This is a genomic window from Pseudomonas sp. AP3_22 TE3818 (genome assembly GCF_053628995.1).
Genome location: NZ_JBRJHL010000001.1, coordinates 946,065 through 963,870 on the forward strand (window position 1 = coordinate 946,065; position 17,806 = coordinate 963,870).

Genomic DNA, 17,806 nt, shown 5'->3' on the forward strand with positions numbered 1-17,806 from the left:
GTTTTAGATGGCATATGAAACGGCATCATGTCGCAGACAAGTGGGCTTCATGAGCGGATATGCGGTGCCTGTGCAGGCCCCATCGCTGGCAAGCCAGCGCCCATAAATGTCCGTGTTTCAACAGCTAGACCCTGTAGGAGCTGGCTTGCCAGCGATGAGGCCCGCAGCCTCACCGCAACCAGTCAGTCGAACATGAACAGCGTATCATTGCTGAACTGCCCTTCGAACCGCCCCGCCGGCATCGGCCGGCCGAACAGATACCCTTGAACCTCGTCGCAGCCGTGCTCGCGCAGGAAGTCGAGCTGTTCATGGGTCTCGACACCCTCGGCGATCACTGCCAGATTAAGACTGTGGGCCATGGCGATGATCGCCCGGGCGATCTGCGCATCCTGTTCACCCGACGGCAATCCGTCGACGAACGTACGGTCGATTTTCAGTACGTCGATCGGGAACTGCTTGAGGTAGTTGAGCGATGAGTAACCGGTACCGAAATCGTCGACTGCAATGCTCAGGCCGAGGTTCTTCAGGCCGTCGAGGATCTGCATCGCTTCGCTGACTTCGCGCATCAGGATACTTTCGGTGAGTTCCAGTTCCAGGCACGCCGGCGGCAGGCCGGTTTCCTTGAGGATGGTGGCGATTCGCGTACCGAGCTGGCCGTCGGAGAACTGCCGCGCCGAGATGTTCACCGAGACCTTCGGCACCCGTACCCTGGCCTGATGCCAGGCCTTGAGTTGACGACAGGCTTCGCTGATCACCCAGTCGCCGACATCCACCACCAGCCCGAGCTCTTCGAGCACCGGAATGAAATCCCCCGGCGGCACCAGCCCGCGGCGGGGATGACGCCAGCGCAGCAACGCCTCGGCACCGGTCAGGCGCTTGCCGTCGCCGCTGAACTGCGGCTGGTAATACAGCACGAACTCATTCTGTTCCAAGGCATGGCGCAAATCGCTTTCCAGTTCCAGTCGCTCCAGGGCGCTGGCGTTCATGTCCGCCTGATAGAACTGGAAGTTGTTCTTGCCGCGCTCCTTGGCGTGGTACATCGCCGTGTCGGCGTTCTTCATCAACTGGCTGAGTTCGTTGCCGTCCTGCGGACTCAGGGCGATGCCGATACTGGCCGTGACGAAGAACTCGCGGCCCTCGAGCACGAAGGGTTTCACCAGGCTGGCGAGAATCTGTTCGGCCACGTGAATGGCCCGGTTCAGGGCGATTTCACGGTTGGCGCGCGGTTGCAGGAGCAAGGTGAATTCGTCACCGCCCATGCGCGCCACCGTGTCGTCATCGTCGACGCAACCGAGCAGGCGCGTGGCCATCTCTTTGAGCATGCGGTCGCCGGCGGCGTGGCCCAGGGAGTCGTTGATCGGCTTGAAGCGATCGAGATCGAGGAACATCAGCACCACCCACGACTTCTGCCGTTCGGCCGATTGCAGTGCCGTGTGCAGGCGATCCTGGAACAGTGTGCGGTTGGGCAGGTGGGTCAGGGCGTCGTAGTAGGCGAGGCGATGAATTCGCTGCTCGCTGGCCTTGCGCTCGCTGATGTCGCTGAAGAAACACACATAGCTGGCCAGGTCGCCTTCGTCGTCGAGTACGGCGGTAATCCCGACCCAGGCCGGATAATGCTCGCCGTTGCGGCGCTTGAGCCAGACTTCGCCTTCCCAGGTACTGTGCTGGCCCAATTGCTTGAGCACATAACGCAGATGCGCATCCTGCTGCTCGTCGACGGTCAGCATGTTCGGCAATTGGTCGAGCACCTGTTCCACGGCATAGCCGCTGACACGGCTGAAGGCTTCGTTGGCCTGGACGATGTAGCCGGCCGGGTCGGTGATCAGGATCGCCGAGGTCGAGTGCTCGAATACCGTGGCGGCCATGCGCAAGTCTTTTTCGGCTCGGCGTTGCTGGCTGATGTCGCGGCCGACGCCGAGCACGCCTTCGAACGTCCCGTGTTCGTCCCAGACCAACACCAGGCGCAGTTCGATCGGGATCTTGCGCCCGTCGGCCCGCAGGCAATCGAACAGGAACAGCTGGGTTTGTACCTGGCTGCGTAACACCGCCAGTCGGTCCGGCTGATCCAGCGCCTTGCTGACCCGGTCCATCAGGTGGTAGATGCCGGTCAGTTGTTGCGGGTTGGCGATGGTCGATTGCCAACCGTTCTGGAAAATCCACTCGGCGTCATAGCCCAGCACGGCTTGCACCGAAGGGCTGACGTAATTGAGGTTAAGGCGGCTGTCAGTGGAGAAAATCACGTCGCTGATGCTTTCGGCGAGCATGCGGTAGCGCTGCTCGCTGTCGCGCAGGGATTCGCTGGCTTCGATCTGATCGGTGATGTCCTTGGCCACGCCGATGATCCGTGTGACCTGATCCTCGTTGTCCCGCGCCAGTGCCTGCTCGCGAATCTCGAAGCGTCGCCACTGGCCGTCCCGATGGCGGAAACGTAACTGACACTGCATCAACTGGCGATAACCGGCCTGGCGCTGGACCTGGCGGGAGCGGTGGTAATAGTCGGCGTCTTCGGGGTGCAGGAGGATCTCCCAGAAGTATTCGCCCATCTGGTGCAGTTCGGTGCGGTTGTAGCCCAGCGTCTGGCCCAGATGGTGGTTGCTGTAGATCATGCGCTGGCTGATCACATCCTGCACATACAGATGATCCGGTACGGTGCGCACCACGTCCGACCAAAACCCTTCGCGCTCCTGCAGCGACAGTTCGATGAGCTTGCGGCTGGTGATGTCGGTGATGCTCAAAATCACCGATTTATAATCGTCCTGGGTTTGCGGCAGGCGCAGTACCAGCCACAGGTGCTGGTCGCGACCGCCGGCATCCTGCAATTTGATTTCCAGCTCTAGCTGTTGCTGCTGATTGAGCACCGCGTCGAGCATCTGGTTGCCGATGGCGGTGCCGTCCAGCGGATGGCCGTCGATCAGCAGTTTCCAGGCTTTATTGGCGTTATCGACATTGAGCAACTGCAGTGCGACCTGGTTGACCTCGGTGATCCGCAGTTCCTGCACCAGTTGTCGGCGCTTTTCCGGGATCGCCAGCCACGCTTGCAGTTGTTCGCTGTCCTGCAGTTGTGCCTTGTCGAAAAAACTCTTCAGCCCGGACATGTCGAGGACACACAAGGCCACGCCGGTACCTTCGAAAATGTCCTGATAACGCCGGCGGCCTTCATTCAATTGGCGTTGACGCCGGCGCATGTTCAGCAAGGCGATGAACGGCAGCATGGAAAACGCCAGGCCCAGCAGGCATTTGCCGATGAACGCCGGCAGCAGCTCTTCCAGTACGCGCTGACGGTCAAACAAGCCGCGCAATTGCCAATCGCTGCTGCTCAGCGGAACCGTCAGCACACTGTTGGCGACATCGTCCTCGGTCAGTGTGCCCGGATTGACCGAGGGCAACCCTTCGTCACGGCTGATGATCTGATGATTGATGCGGTTTTCCACCAGCCACAACGGACGGCTGCCGGTCTCGCTTTGCTTGGTCAAGGACGAAAAGAAGGTCGGTGTCAGGCGCAAGGCCCAGTAGCCCCGGGAACTGCCACTGGCCTGATGCAACAATAAATGCACCACGGAACCATCGGTGGCGTTGCTGAAGTAGTGCACCTGGGCATGGCTGCGGCGTACCAGCTCACCCAGGTAGTCGCTGTCTTCGCTGTCGGGAGCGCTGTCACTGATGATTTTCCCCGAGGGGCTGAGCAAGGCCAGGCTGCGCAGTTCCGGTAGCGACTGTTGCAGCTTGCGCAGCAGGGCCTGCAGTTCATCGGCATCCTGCGGTTGCTCGACGATGGGCAACAGGTTGAGGGCGATCTGCGCGTTGAGTGCCATGTTCAGGCTGACCTGAGCGGCCAGATCGGCGGTGTAGTCGATGGTGTACTGACGCTGGTTTTTCTGGGTTTCGCGCAACTGATCGAGCAACTGCCAGAACAGCAATGCCAGCAACAACAATGCAAGTGTCGCCAAGGTGCCCTTCAAGGTCCCGCGCAGGGGGGAGCCAGGCGCTATGGTCGGCGCACTGGAAGTCAGGGGCGGAGGGACATTGGACAAGCTGTAATCCTGCGGTTTGGCTGGACTGGCGCGACGTGCACTATAAGCCGGACGCCCGAAGGGCGGCTAGCATGCCTTGAGTTGTGGCGAAGTGCCAGCCCCAGCCCGTCGGCTGGACTGCCACCGGTCATTAAGGTAGCTTTGCCGGTTACGCGGGAGCGTTCCAGCTCCTAGACTCAGGCTTTTTCAGCGCGCTCGTATTGATAGCCTCAAGCGAGCGACGCGCACGGTCTGGCCGGGCATTGCCTGCGCTCCAATCATTCATCAGTCACTGACCCTAGGTTCTCCATGGCTCAATACGTATTCACCATGCATCGGCTGGGCAAAGTTGTTCCGCCGAAGCGGGAAATCCTGAAAAACATTTCTCTGTCGTTCTTCCCCGGCGCCAAGATCGGTGTACTCGGCCTCAACGGTTCGGGTAAGTCCACGCTGCTGAAAATCATGGCTGGCGTCGACACCGAGTTCGAGGGCGAAGCCCGTCCGATGCCGGAGCTGAATATCGGCTACCTGCCGCAGGAACCACAACTGGATCCGACCAAGACCGTGCGTGAAGTGGTCGAGGAAGCAGTCAGCGTGATCAAGGACGCCCAGGCGCGTCTGGACGAGGTCTACGCGGCCTATGCCGATCCGGATGCCGATTTCGACAAGCTGGCCGCCGAACAGGCCAAGCTCGAAGCCATCCTGCAAGCCAGCGACGGCCACAACCTGGAGCGCCAGCTGGAAGTCGCCGCCGATGCGTTGCGTCTGCCGGCCTGGGATGCCAAGGTCGAACACCTGTCCGGTGGTGAAAAGCGTCGTGTGGCCCTGTGCCGTCTGCTGCTGTCCGCACCGGACATGCTGCTGCTCGACGAACCGACCAACCACCTGGACGCCGACTCCGTTGCATGGCTCGAGCATTTCCTGCACGACTTCCCGGGTACCGTGGTTGCGATCACGCACGACCGTTACTTCCTGGACAACGTTGCCGGCTGGATTCTGGAACTTGACCGCGGCGCGGGCATTCCTTACGAGGGCAACTATTCGGGTTGGCTGGAAGCCAAGTCCGATCGTCTGGCTGCCGAATCCAAGCAGCAGTCGGCTCATGAAAAGGCCATGAAGGAAGAACTGGAGTGGGTGCGCAAAGGCGCCAAGGCCCGCCAGTCGAAATCCAAGGCTCGTCTGCAACGCTTCGAAGAGATGCAATCGCAGGAATTCCAGAAGCGCAGCGAAACCAACGAGATCTACATCCCGGCCGGTCCACGCCTGGGTGACAAGGTCATCGAATTCAAGAACGTTACCAAGGGCTACGGCGACCGCGTGCTGATCGACAACCTGTCGTTCTCCATGCCTAAAGGCGCCATCGTCGGCGTGATCGGCGGTAACGGTGCCGGTAAGTCGACCCTGTTCCGCATGCTGATGGGCAAGGAAACGCCGGATTCAGGCAGCATCGAAGTCGGGGAAACCGTGCAACTGGCTTGCGTGGACCAGAGCCGCGAAGACCTGGACGGCAGCAAGACTGTGTTCCAGCAGATTTCCGACGGCTCCGACCAGATCCGCATCGGCAACTACGAGATCCCGTCGCGCACCTACGTCGGTCGCTTCAACTTCAAGGGCGGCGATCAACAGAAATTCGTCAAGGACCTGTCCGGTGGTGAGCGTGGTCGCTTGCACCTGGCCCTGACCCTGAAAGAGGGCGGCAACGTCCTGCTGCTCGACGAACCGTCCAACGACCTCGACGTTGAAACCCTGCGTTCCCTGGAAGAAGCCCTGCTGGACTTCCCGGGCGCCGCCATTGTGATCTCCCACGACCGGTGGTTCCTTGACCGCGTCGCGACGCACATCCTGGCGTACGAAGACGACTCGCAAGCAGTGTTCTTCGAAGGCAACTACACCGAGTACGAAGCCGACCGTAAAAAGCGCCTCGGCGAAGCGGCTGCCCAGCCGCATCGTGTACGGCACAAGAAACTGGCCTGATTTCGGGTCGGTTGCATAAAGAGCGGAGCCTTCGGGCTCCGTTTTTTTTTGCCTTGGCTTTTTCAGGGATACCGAGGTGGATTCATCGCTGGCAAGCCAGCTCCCACAGGGTTTGGGTAATGCCCAAAATGTGTGCTCGGCTACAAAACCTGTAGGAGCTGGCTTGCCAGCGATGGCGATGTAACTGTTGGTGCAAGACTTGAATTGCTCTCCCCATTCAGGTGCATGAATGACCCGAAAACAGGATTAATTTATATCCTGTGCACCATTTAATTTCATTAACGCGACATTTTGCGCTGTTCCTGTGCACGAGTCGTTTGTTACAGTCCGGCTCAATCTCCTCCAACGACAATAAATTTGCCGAGACTTTTCCATGATCGAATCCGTCGAATCCTTCCTTGCTCGCCTGAAAAAACGCGACCCGGATCAACCCGAATTTCACCAGGCGGTCGAAGAAGTCCTGCGTACCCTGTGGCCCTTTCTTGAAGCCAATCCGCATTACCTGACCTCCGGCATCCTGGAGCGCATCTGCGAGCCGGAGCGGGCGGTGGTGTTTCGCGTGTCATGGGTCGACGACCAGGGCAAGGTCCAGGTCAATCGCGGGTTCCGCATCCAGATGAACAGTGCGATCGGCCCCTACAAGGGTGGCCTGCGTTTTCACCCGTCGGTGAACATGGGCGTCCTGAAATTCCTCGCCTTCGAGCAGACCTTCAAAAACTCCCTGACTTCATTGCCCATGGGCGGCGGCAAGGGTGGTTCCGACTTCGACCCCAAAGGCAAAAGCGACGCGGAAGTCATGCGCTTCTGCCAGGCCTTCATGAGCGAACTGTACCGCCACATTGGCGCGGACGTTGACGTGCCGGCCGGGGATATCGGTGTCGGCGCGCGGGAAATCGGCTTCCTGTTCGGTCAGTACAAGCGCCTGAGCAACCAGTTCACCAGCGTGCTGACCGGCAAAGGTCCAAGCTACGGCGGCAGCCTGATTCGTCCGGAAGCCACCGGTTTCGGTTGCGTGTACTTCGCCGAAGAAATGCTCAAGCGCCGCGGCCTGGCCGTGGAAGGTAAACGCGTAGCGATCTCCGGCTCCGGCAACGTCGCGCAATACGCGGCGCGCAAGGTCATGGACCTGGGCGGCAAAGTGATTTCGCTGTCGGACTCCGAAGGCACGTTGTATTGCGAAAGCGGTTTGACCGAGGAGCAATGGCTGGCGGTGCTGGAACTGAAAAACGTACAGCGCGGGCGCATCCGTGAACTGGCCGGCCGTTTTGGCCTGGAGTTCCGCGCAGGTGAGCTTCCGTGGAACCTGAGCTGCGATATCGCGCTGCCGTGCGCGACACAAAACGAACTGGACGCCGAAGCCGCTCGCACCTTGCTGCGCAACGGCTGCATCTGTGTGGCCGAGGGCGCGAACATGCCGACCACCCTGGAGGCGGTGGACCTGTTCATCGGGGCCGACATTCTGTTCGCGCCGGGCAAGGCGTCCAATGCCGGTGGCGTGGCGGTGAGCGGGCTGGAGATGTCGCAGAACGCCATGCGCCTGGCGTGGACCGGAGGTGAAGTGGACAGCAAGCTGCACGCGATCATGCAGTCGATCCACCACGCCTGCGTGCATTACGGCGAAGAGAATGGCCGGGTCAACTACGTCAAGGGCGCGAACATCGCCGGCTTCGTCAAAGTTGCCGATGCCATGCTGGCCCAGGGCGTGGTCTAATTCGGCTCGATACGGATCACTTCAATCAGTTGATCCCCGGCAGGCCGTTGCCACAGCACTTCATCGTTGAGTCGTGCACCGAGCAGTGCCCGCCCCAGCGGTGAACCCCAATTGATCAGGCCGTGGGCGGCATCGGCCTGATCTTCGCCCACCAGTTGTACCCGGCGTTCGGTGGCGTGCTCATCGGCGTAGGTCACCCAACTGCCAATCTGCACTTTTTCGTTCGAAGTCGCGACGGGTACCACCTGAGCGCTGCCCAGGCGCTGCTTGAAGTAACGCAGATCACGTTCGAGATCGGCCAGGCGCTGCTTGTCGGCCTGCTCGCCTTTTGCCGATTGTTCGGCGTGCAGGCTTTGCAGTTCGGCGACTTTACCCTGCAACAGGCTAAGGCCTTGCGGCGTGACGTAATTGGGCTGCGCGCTGACCTGTCGTTCGACGGGCTGATCGGCTTGCGCGGCGGCGTTATCTTCATTGACGAAGGCACGACTCATGAAACTCTCCCGATATAGGATTTGGGCCATGGTCGCAGGCATTTGGTTTCACTGGATGTCTGAAAGCGACTTACGGCGAGTGATAGGCCCGGGCAGCGTCCTGGTCTTTCTGCTGCTGCCAGGCTTTGTCCCGCTCTTGCAGATGACTATTGCGCCCATCCCCGCTGTCCTGGTTATCCCGCATGGCCTGGCACTGGCGAAAGCCATCGCTCCAGCCTTCGGCGTACAAAGGGTCCTTGAGGTAGCGCGGGACGTTTTTGCGGAACTCGCCGGTGATCGCCCCGGCGGCCTGCCGGCCACTGCTGCAACCGTCATCGAAGCCATCGGCGAAGGCGGGCGGGTAACCTTTGGCGAGCAGGTCATCGTGGGTTGACTGGCAACCTGCGATCAGCAACAACAAACCCACAACACTTGCATAATGCCGCATTCCTCACTCCCGGGCCATTCAGCGGCCTATGGGTGAAGTCTAGGAGAGGACGAGTGAGGCGATCGTGAAAGAAAGATCAAAGAATTCTTGTAGGAGCCGGCTTGCTGGCGATGGGATCAACGCGGTGTGTCCGAGTAACCACGGTGATGCCATCGCCAGCAAGCCGGCTCCTACAAGGCATGGCGATCAATAGTGATACCACTTCAGCTCAAGCATCACTTCGTTCTCGGCCGACGCCAGATGGCTGAACTCCCGCTGGGCGCTCAAGCGCAGTCCGAGATTGCGGGATATTTCCCACTGCTGATTCAGGCTCAGGCTGCGCCGCACTTCACCATTGGTGAAGTAATCGCCTTTGGCTTCGAGGCTCAGATTGCCCAGCGGGTTTTTCCACAGCACCCCACTGTTGAAACCGGCGGCCGGCGCGATGAATTCGGCAAAGTCGTTGTTGTGCTCGACACGCACAGTGCCCAGGACAAATCCGAGCATGTCCTCGCTCAGTTGCCAGGTCCCACCCCCACCGCCGTTGACATGGCTGACCAGGGTTTGGTCATCGTGCTTGCCCGGCACCCGTTCCAGGCCCCCCGTGACTTGCCATGACAGCGGTTGCAGCAATTCGTTACGCGGGGTCAAAGAGCGAATGGTTGCCAGGTCAAGTTGCTGCACCTGCCAGTCGTTGCCTTCGTACTGGCGAAGTTTCAATTGCAGGATTTCAATCTGCGCACCAAGGGGAAAGCTTTCGCTGTTGTCATTGAGGTCGTGATAAGCCATGCGCAAGCCGTACTCGCCAAAGGCTTTATCTCCGCGGGTGCCGAGACCGAGCTGCCAGGTGCGCGACTCGTGACCGTCTTCAGGCAGGCCGGGTTGCGCGATGCTCAGCTCCGGCGCCGGGTTCTGGTTGATCGCCCGCAGCAGTTCGAAGCTGCGCTGGGCGCGCGCCGGGTCGCGTTCCTGGCCGTTGGCGCGATAGCGCTCCAGGCGATAGGCGGCATCTATGATCAGCGCCTGACGGTCGCGGGGTTGTGCCTTGAACGCCGGGTCGTGCAGTTGTTTCTGGTCGGCGCTGACTTTCAGCACCCATTGCTGTTCTTCAGCGTTCAACGGCTCGGCGCGACTGAGCAACTCGCGCTCCCGGGACGGACGATACTGGATCGATTCCACCAGCCCGGCCGCTTTCACGGCCTTGACGGTGTCGGTTGGGATGGCCGTGAGCGGGAATTGGTCGGTCAGGCGCAGGCCCGGGCGAGCCACTTGCAGCAGTTCCAGCAAGCGGTATGAGCAGTTTTCGTCGAAGAAGAAATAGTCGAATTTGATCTGCTTCAGCTCCCAGACGTGCTCGACCATGCGCGCGGTTTCCTGTGGGGTCAGGTTAAGGCGGTATTCCCACAGGTCGCGGTTTTCCAGGCTGCGGTATTCCGAGAGCTTTTCCTGATAGGGCACCATCGCGAACAGGCCGGGATAACCGCCCATCAGGCCTTTCCAGGCATAGATGATGCTGTTGTCCGAGCCCTCGATGTAGGCGCCGAAGTTGATCGCGTAACTGAGCAGAGAAGTCTTGTCGCTCTTCACGTCGGCCTGGTCGATGCGCAGCAGTGTATGGCCGAACATCGAGGAAGGGCTGTTCAGGTACGCCGCCGGGAAGATCATCACCGCGCTGTCGGGCGAGACGTCCTTGAACCATTGTTTGAACGCTGCGCAGTCCGGCGTTGGCAGACCGGTCAGGTCGAGTTGTTCCTTCAGCCAGCGGGTGCGGGCCGGGTAGACGCACTGCGCGTGTTGTTCACCGGCACTGGCCGGGGCATACAAGGCTTGTACAGTCGCCGCCAGCTCATGGTCCGGATGTTCATTGCCATCGGCGGCGAGGAAGAATTTCCGGTCGCTGACATAGCTGCGCCAGCCGCCGAGCTTGGCGGTTTCGTAATGGCCCAGGGATATCCAGAAAGGGTCGTTGGCCAGTTGCTGCAAGCGTTGTGGGTCGATGTGAGGCGCGGCGGACAGCGGGGCGCAGACACACAGCGCCAGCCAGGCAAGGCGTTTGAACATAGATGGCAACTTAAACTTGAGAAAAAGACCCGGCACGGCGTAATGCCATTTGAACTGTAGGAGCTGGCTTGCCAGCGATGGTCGTTAACGATGACGCGTGTTTACTGGATAAACATTGCGCTTTTGAAACCATCGCTGGCAAGCCAGCTCCTACAGTACGGTGGCATCACCCATGGAGGGGCAGGTCCAAAAAACAAAACCCGCTTCCCGAAAGAAGCGGGGCGGGTCGAGCTTAAGCTTGAGTGGCGTACTTGGCCAGACGAGGGTCGGCCTTGAGCACGGCCAGGGTGTTGGTATGCACATCTTCGGCTGTCACGTCAGCCTTGCTGAAGATCTGCTGGAAGTGCTCGTGAGTGACAGCGGCGAAGTGCGCACGGTCTTCCGGCGCTACGCCCAGTACCACGGCATAGGTGGTCAGCGCTTCGCCCTGACCCTTGGCCATGTCTTCGGACAGCTCGTTCATCATGCCGTTCATGGCGAACCAGGATTTGCCGCCATAGGTCAGCGACGCATTGGTTGCGCAACCGTTGGTGCCGGATGTCATGCCGAAGGTTGCGTTGCCGGAAGTGCCGTTGGTGGTGGATGCCAGGAAGTGAGCCGGAGTACCACGCTGGCCTTCGAACAGCATGTTGCCCCAACCGCAATCCGGGCCGCCTGGCGCCTGAGCCATGGCGTTGATGGATACAGCGGTGAAGAGAGTACCAAGAAGAATCCGTTTCATAGCTTTGTTCTCTTTATGTGCATACCAATTTGACAAGGGGTTCTGGCCCGTCTGGTGCCAGTGGGCCGGTCATTAGTCCAGCCGCGCAGTTTGGAGTTTAGGCACGATCGCGGGGTTCCGTGATTTTTTGCAAAAACAATCGTCGCAAACAGTGATTTGGCGCGGCTCTACGTCGCGGTTTCGGCTTGTCTATGCTTTGGCCTGCGGCGCTCCTTGCCAGTCGGGCATGGGCAGCGCCAGAATGCTGTCATCTGCCCCGCCTGATTGTTAAGGAAGCCCGATGCCTGATCCTGTTGCTGCCAGCTTGCGTCTAGCGCCCGAAGCGCTGACCCGTCCGTTTTCCGCTGAACAGTTCAGCTTCTCTACCACCAATGATCTGGAGCCCTTTCGCGGTGTGCTTGGCCAGGAGCGTGCGGTCGAAGCCTTGCAGTTCGGTGTGGCCATGCCACGCCCCGGTTACAACGTATTCGTCATGGGCGAGCCCGGGACTGGCCGGTTCTCGTTCGTCAAACGCTACCTCAAGGCCGAAGGCAAGCGCCTGCAGACTCCGGCGGACTGGGTCTACGTCAACAATTTCGATGAGCCTCGGGAGCCGCGCGCACTGGAACTGCCGTCGGGTACCGCCGGTGCCTTCATCGGTGACATCAACGGCTTGATCGACAACCTGCTGGCAACGTTTCCCGCTGTCTTCGAGCATCCGTCCTACCAACAGAAGAAAAGTGGCATCGACCGCGCCTTCAACCAGCGCTACGACAAGGCCCTGGACGTCATCGAGCGCCTGGCGCTGGAGAAGGACGTCGCGCTCTACCGCGACGCCAGCAATATCGCCTTCACCCCGATGGGCGACGGCAAGGCGTTGGACGAAGCTGAATTCGCCCAGTTGCCGGAAGCCGAACGCGAGCGCTTTCACGAGGATATTTCGGCACTGGAAGAGCGCCTGAACGAAGAGCTCGCCAGCCTGCCGCAATGGAAGCGTGAGTCGAGCAACCAGTTGCGTCACCTGAACGAAGAAACCATCACTCTGGCCTTGCAGCCCTTGTTGTCGCCATTGTCGGAGAAGTACGCCGAGAACGCGGCGGTTTGCGGCTATCTGCAAGCCATGCAGGTGTATTTGCTCAAGACCGTGGTCGAGCAACTGGTGGACGACAGCAAGACCGACGCAGTCGCCCGCAAGTTGCTGGAAGAACAATACGCGCCGAGCCTGGTGGTCGGTCATTCGGCCAGCGGCGGTGCGCCGGTGGTGTTCGAGCCGCACCCGACCTACGAAAACCTCTTCGGTCGTATCGAATACAGCACCGACCAGGGCGCGCTGTACACCACCTACCGCCAACTGCGGCCGGGGGCCTTGCACCGGGCCAACGGTGGTTTCCTGATCCTTGAAGCGGACAAAATGCTCAGCGAGCCATTCGTATGGGACGCGCTGAAACGCGCCCTGCAATCGCGCAAGCTGAAAATGGAATCACCGCTGGGCGAGCTGGGCCGTCTGGCCACCGTGACCCTGACACCGCAACACATTCCGCTGCAGGTCAAAGTCGTCATCATCGGTGCCCGTCAGCTGTATTACACGCTGCAGGACCTCGATCCGGACTTCCAGGAGATGTTCCGCGTCCTGGTGGATTTCGACGAGGACATCCCGATGGTCGACGAGAGCCTGGAGCAGTTCGCCCAGTTGCTCAAAACCCGTACTTCCGAAGAAGGCATGGCACCGCTGACGGCCGATGCGGTGGCGCGTCTGGCGACTTACAGCGCCCGCCTGGCCGAGCACCAGGGGCGCTTGTCGGCGCGTATCGGTGACTTGTTCCAGCTGGTCAGCGAGGCCGATTTCATCCGTCACCTGGCCGGTGATGAAATGACCGACGCCGGGCACATCGAACGGGCACTCAAGGCCAAGGCCACGCGAACCGGGCGGGTTTCGGCCAGGATTCTCGACGACATGCTGGCCGGGATCATCCTGATCGACACCGATGGCGCAGCGGTCGGCAAGTGCAACGGCCTGACCGTGCTGGAGGTCGGCGACTCGGCTTTCGGTGTGCCGGCGCGGATTTCCGCCACGGTGTACCCGGGTGGCAGCGGTATTGTCGACATCGAGCGCGAGGTCAACCTCGGCCAGCCGATCCACTCCAAGGGCGTGATGATCCTCACGGGTTATCTGGGCAGCCGCTACGCCCAGGAATTCCCGCTGGCGATTTCCGCGAGCATCGCCCTGGAGCAATCCTACGGTTATGTCGATGGCGACAGTGCATCCCTGGGCGAGGCCTGCACCTTGATCTCGGCCTTGTCGAAAACCCCGCTCAAACAGTGCTTTGCCATCACCGGTTCGATCAACCAGTTCGGCGAAGTGCAGGCGGTGGGCGGGGTCAACGAGAAGATCGAGGGCTTCTTCCGTCTGTGCGAAGCCCGCGGGTTGACTGGCGAGCAGGGGGCAATCATTCCTCACGCCAACGTCGCCACGCTGATGCTCGACGAGAAGGTGCTGGCGGCGGTGCGTGCAGGGCAGTTCCATGTCTACGCGGTGCGTCAGGCCGACGAAGCCTTGAGTTTGCTGGTCGGCGAGCCGGCCGGCGAACCGGACGAAAATGGCGAGTTCCCTGAAGGCAGCGTGAATGCGCGGGTCGTGGAACGCTTGCGGGTTATCGCGGAAATGATCAGCGAGGATGATCTCAAGGAAGCCGAGAAGGAGTTGGCGCAGGAGGCGTTGGCGGAAACCAAGCCTGCTTGATGCAGTAACCCATGTGGGAGCGGGCTTGCTCGCGATAGCGGACTTTCATTCGACCAATATGTTGAATGTTCGACCGCCTTCGCGAGCAAGCCCGCTCCCACATTTGTTTGTGTGAATACCGGAGGGCGTCGTCGAAATGACGTCAATATTCACACTATGACCATTCGGCGCCTTTCGGTCTTGCCTCGGCCTGCAAGCCGGACTTTTCTTCTATTCTCTGCTCAGGGATATCGACAGTAATCACAGGATCGAAACAGCCTTCACATGGGGGCTGAATACCGGATCTACCGAGGGTCGCCGCCATGTCGCGCAACCTCTGCCTCACCCGTCAATGCCTGGGTCTTGTGACCCGTATCGAGTGTGCCATTCGTCCGTTGGCCGGAGACACGGGCATGTGGACTCTGCTGTTCGCCGCCGGAATGGCCGGTGAACAACCGTCGGCCATCAAGGCCCAAGGCCCTTTTCCTGGTCCAATCGCCGCTGAATCAATCCTCGACACCATCGTTGAAAGCCTGACCTTGCACGGCTACGAGTTGGCCGACGATCCGCAAATCTGGTGCCTGCACCTGCAAGCCCAGTTGCGGGAAATCAACGGTGGTCGCTGCCGTAACCTGGGCGGCTTCGAGTTTCACCCTGAGCATTGAGTCGCACTATTGATCAAGGCGTGTCATGTCGGCCTTGTCGAGTTTGACCTCGAAACCATATTGCACGGTGGCGAGGTCAGTGCGCTGATAGGTTTCCAGGCGCGTAGGCTGCCCGTAGAAGTAATGCACGGCAAATTGCGCCCGGCCTTGTGCGCTTGCGCCATGGCTGACCGATAAAATTTCCTTCAAGTAATTGCCGCTGTCGTCCTTGGCGAAAAAGCGCCAGTCCTGGGCGGGAAATGCCTTCAGGTTCACCACCAGCGCATTGTCCTTGAGCTCAAGGCCTTTGGGCAGTTGACGGGTATCGACGGTTTTTTGCTCGATCGTGGCCAGGAACAGTGGCATCGAACCCACTGCGTAGGCCGGCGTTTCCGGAAACAGATTCAGATCGTAGGTGATGGTGCCGCGCAACGGATCGATCTGGTAGGCCTCGGGTGGCAGCTCGATTGGTTCGTCGCGTTTGCCAAGAGTGTCTTCAGTAAAGAAACTCACCGGGCTTTCACCGGGGTTGAGCGATGTGCCCAGCAGTTCATCGTTGAAGCTGCGCAAATGGGTGAATTCGATTCGAGCAGCGCTGGGGTCGTCGACCGACTGGCTGATGCTGACGTTCTTTTTCAGCTGATCCTCGCTCAGCGTTGCCCCTTTTAGCCAGGTTGCCGCCTGGTCGTCATAGACCACCACGGGCAGGTTCAAGGGTTCAATGCCCTTGTCCGGGGTCTCGGCATCGAAGTGCCGGACCGGCAGGTCGAGGTCCTTACGGGTGACCGTGGCGGCGGAAAAATCCAGCATGCTGACTTCGAGGGTTTCGATCGTCCCGTTGAAATACACCTTCGAATAGCGTCGGGCCTGCCGTTTCTCAAAGGTGCGTTGTTCTTCGTCGAGTTGCTTTTCCAACGTCTCGCTCCAGCTCTTTTGTTGCAGCATCTTGGCCAGTTGCTGCCGATAGAAGGCAATTTGTGCCGCGGTTTCGTTGATCGAGCCTGCGCGCGTGATGTATTGCCCGGTGCTGTCCCTGGCCTGGACGATCAACGGTTTCAGTGGTGTCTCACTGACTTCAGGCGCCAGCGGCGCGCTGTTGTTGTATTCGATTTCCGCGTAGTTGTTCGTCAGTGTGAGTAAGGTGACGCTCAGGTTGTCATTGGTGCGGGTCTGGCCGATGTCCTTTTTTGTCAGGTCGAAACTGTAGAGCCGGCGGGGCGCGATGACTTCGACCTTACCCTGCAGGCTCACCGGCTGCGGCTGCTTTTTTTTGTCGATGTCGAGACCTTCGATGAAGGGGTAGGCCACGGTCAGGTCGTCGGGGTTGGTCAGGTTGGAGCTCGATGGGCTGAGTTGAATGCCGGGGTCGGTTTCCGACCATTCCGGCTGGAAGGCAATGACCCGTTTGTTGCTCAGGGTGACGGACTGCCATTCCAGGCCATGGGGAAACAAAAACGCGGCAGGAACACTGAACGTGAAGGGAAACACCGGTTGCAGATCGGTCAGGTAGTCGGAACTGGAATCTTTTTGCAGCACGAACAACCCATTGATGTAGGTGTCGACCAGGGCCTGCGGGGTCGGGTAGTGCTTGAGCATGGCAAGGGCGTCTTCGCCGTATTCGGTTTCCACCGGTTTGCTGTCGAGCTTGAGTTGCGCGCGCTCGAGCAGCAGCAGTGAGCCACCCAGCTCCGACACGGCATCCTTGAGCTTCGGATCCTGGATGGCGTCCAGCGACTTTTCGAACTGCGCGGTTTTTTCTTCGAGGCTGACCTGGCGTTTTTCATCGCTGGGTGAGCAGCCACTTAGCAGCAGTGCCAGGCAAACTCCGGCACTGGTCAAAGGCAATCGCACATCCATTTCCAGTCTTCCTGTCCAATATCACTGAGCGTTCGATGATTTGGACACTAGCAGAAAAACCTTGATACACAGGCGCAGGTGGCGGATTTTTCGACGTTTTCTGGCAGCTTCTGGATAGGGGCGGGCGACTGATATACTCGCCGCCATTTCCAGTCCACATGTGAGTTTCAATGGAACGCTTTATCGAAAATGCAATGTACGCCTCGCGCTGGCTGCTGGCGCCGATCTATTTCGGCCTGTCCCTCGGGCTGTTGGCGCTGGCACTGAAATTCTTCCAGGAAGTCTTCCACGTCATCCCGAACGTGTTCTCGATGGCCGAATCGGACTTGATCCTGGTGCTGCTGTCGTTGATCGACATGGCGCTGGTGGGTGGTTTGCTGGTGATGGTGATGATTTCCGGCTACGAGAACTTCGTCTCGCAACTGGACATCGACGATAGCAAGGAAAAACTCAACTGGCTCGGCACCATGGACTCTTCGTCGCTGAAGATGAAGGTGGCCGCGTCGATCGTGGCGATCTCGTCCATTCACCTGCTGCGCATCTTCATGGACGCCAAGAACGTCGACCCCGAGCATCTGCAGTGGTACGTGATCATCCACATGACCTTCGTGGTCTCGGCATTCGCCATGGGTTACCTGGATAAAGTCACCAAGCACTGATCCGGCCAGGCTCCCTTGTGGCGAGGGAGCTTGCTCCCGCTGGATTGCGAAGCGATCCCGCTTTTTTGGTGCTGCTGCGCTGCCCGGCGCGAGCAAGCTCGCTCGCCACAACCTCTCGCGATAACAGACAAACGGTCCGGCCAGTGGCTTGTGCTTTGATGCACCGAAGCCTATCCCTGTAAGTATGTTGGCTCGCCAATGCGTGAGGTGCGTTCATGAACCTGCAAGAGTTGAATGCCTATGCCGTCGCCGGGAAGGTCGATGAGCTGAACCTGATCTCCATGGAGGGCGGCATCTATCTGCTTGAGGCGCGGATGCATGGCGCGGCGTATCCCTTGAACGATACGCACGGGCACACGATGAGCCTGCGTTCGGTGGAGCATGCCCGTGATGTGCTGCGCTCCTTTCCCAAGCTGCACTTCAACCTTGTGCACACTGTCGTGCATGACGAGATGTGCGGGCTGGTTGCCGATGTGCAGGATACCCTGAAGGTGCCGATCGCCTGACGTCCCTCATCAATGGCATGTCATCTGTGCTAGTCTGCTGGCCCTTTTGGTTCCGGGCGCTCCGGGAC

The 17,806-nt window shown here is 59.7% G+C and carries 12 protein-coding genes; 6 read left to right on the plus strand and 6 right to left on the minus strand.

What is annotated here, in order from left to right:
* Positions 1-182: 182 nt before the first annotated feature.
* On the minus strand, positions 183-4,031 hold the full coding sequence (locus AB7M25_RS04530) for a bifunctional diguanylate cyclase/phosphodiesterase (protein ID WP_429383793.1): 3,849 nt from the start codon (positions 4,029-4,031) through the stop codon (positions 183-185).
* 288 nt (positions 4,032-4,319) lie between these two features.
* On the opposite strand from AB7M25_RS04530, the gene ettA reads away from it, so the two are divergent.
* Together ettA and gdhA are read left to right on the plus strand one after the other, a co-directional pair.
* The gene (ettA, locus tag AB7M25_RS04535) at positions 4,320-5,984 is read left to right on the plus strand and encodes an energy-dependent translational throttle protein EttA (RefSeq protein WP_007970893.1); all 1,665 of its coding nucleotides are present in this window, start codon (positions 4,320-4,322) and stop codon (positions 5,982-5,984) included.
* A gap of 373 nt (positions 5,985-6,357) precedes the next feature.
* The gene (gene gdhA / locus AB7M25_RS04540) at positions 6,358-7,695 is read left to right on the plus strand and encodes an NADP-specific glutamate dehydrogenase (protein ID WP_454237022.1); all 1,338 of its coding nucleotides are present in this window, start codon (positions 6,358-6,360) and stop codon (positions 7,693-7,695) included.
* Here gdhA and AB7M25_RS04545 read toward each other — a convergent pair.
* From AB7M25_RS04545 to AB7M25_RS04560, 4 genes are all read right to left on the minus strand, one after another.
* Complete coding sequence (locus tag AB7M25_RS04545) at positions 7,692-8,186, minus strand: GreA/GreB family elongation factor (RefSeq protein ID WP_429383789.1); 495 nt, start codon at positions 8,184-8,186, stop codon at positions 7,692-7,694. The genes gdhA and AB7M25_RS04545 overlap by 4 nt on opposite strands.
* 70 nt (positions 8,187-8,256) lie before the next feature.
* Positions 8,257-8,613, minus strand: a complete 357-nt coding sequence (locus tag AB7M25_RS04550) for a hypothetical protein (protein ID WP_429383787.1) — start codon at positions 8,611-8,613, stop codon at positions 8,257-8,259.
* Positions 8,614-8,799: 186 nt separating this feature from the next.
* On the minus strand, positions 8,800-10,653 hold the full coding sequence (locus tag AB7M25_RS04555) for an Lnb N-terminal periplasmic domain-containing protein (RefSeq protein ID WP_429383785.1): 1,854 nt from the start codon (positions 10,651-10,653) through the stop codon (positions 8,800-8,802).
* A 232-nt stretch (positions 10,654-10,885) separates the two neighbouring features.
* Positions 10,886-11,374, minus strand: a complete 489-nt coding sequence (locus AB7M25_RS04560; protein WP_007970900.1) for a DUF3015 domain-containing protein — start codon at positions 11,372-11,374, stop codon at positions 10,886-10,888.
* A 280-nt stretch (positions 11,375-11,654) separates the two neighbouring features.
* Here AB7M25_RS04560 and AB7M25_RS04565 point away from each other — a divergent pair, with 280 nt between their 5' ends.
* Positions 11,655-14,093, plus strand: a complete 2,439-nt coding sequence (locus tag AB7M25_RS04565; protein WP_007970901.1) for a Lon protease family protein — start codon at positions 11,655-11,657, stop codon at positions 14,091-14,093.
* 302 nt (positions 14,094-14,395) lie between these two features.
* Positions 14,396-14,737 carry a PA4575 family protein gene (locus AB7M25_RS04570; protein ID WP_104451393.1) on the plus strand — a complete coding sequence of 114 codons (342 nt, stop codon included), beginning with the start codon at positions 14,396-14,398 and terminating at the stop codon, positions 14,735-14,737.
* A gap of 6 nt (positions 14,738-14,743) precedes the next feature.
* Here AB7M25_RS04570 and AB7M25_RS04575 read toward each other — a convergent pair whose 3' ends face one another.
* Complete coding sequence (locus tag AB7M25_RS04575) at positions 14,744-16,573, minus strand: hypothetical protein (RefSeq protein WP_429383782.1); 1,830 nt, start codon at positions 16,571-16,573, stop codon at positions 14,744-14,746.
* A gap of 170 nt (positions 16,574-16,743) precedes the next feature.
* Between AB7M25_RS04575 and AB7M25_RS04580 the strand changes: the two genes are divergently transcribed.
* Together AB7M25_RS04580 and AB7M25_RS04585 are read left to right on the plus strand one after the other, a co-directional pair.
* Entirely contained in the window at positions 16,744-17,232 is a 489-nt protein-coding gene (locus AB7M25_RS04580; RefSeq protein ID WP_007970904.1) for a TIGR00645 family protein, read from the plus strand.
* 215 nt (positions 17,233-17,447) lie between these two features.
* Complete coding sequence (locus AB7M25_RS04585; RefSeq protein WP_429383780.1) at positions 17,448-17,738, plus strand: DUF6482 family protein; 291 nt, start codon at positions 17,448-17,450, stop codon at positions 17,736-17,738.
* Positions 17,739-17,806: the final 68 nt, after the last annotated feature.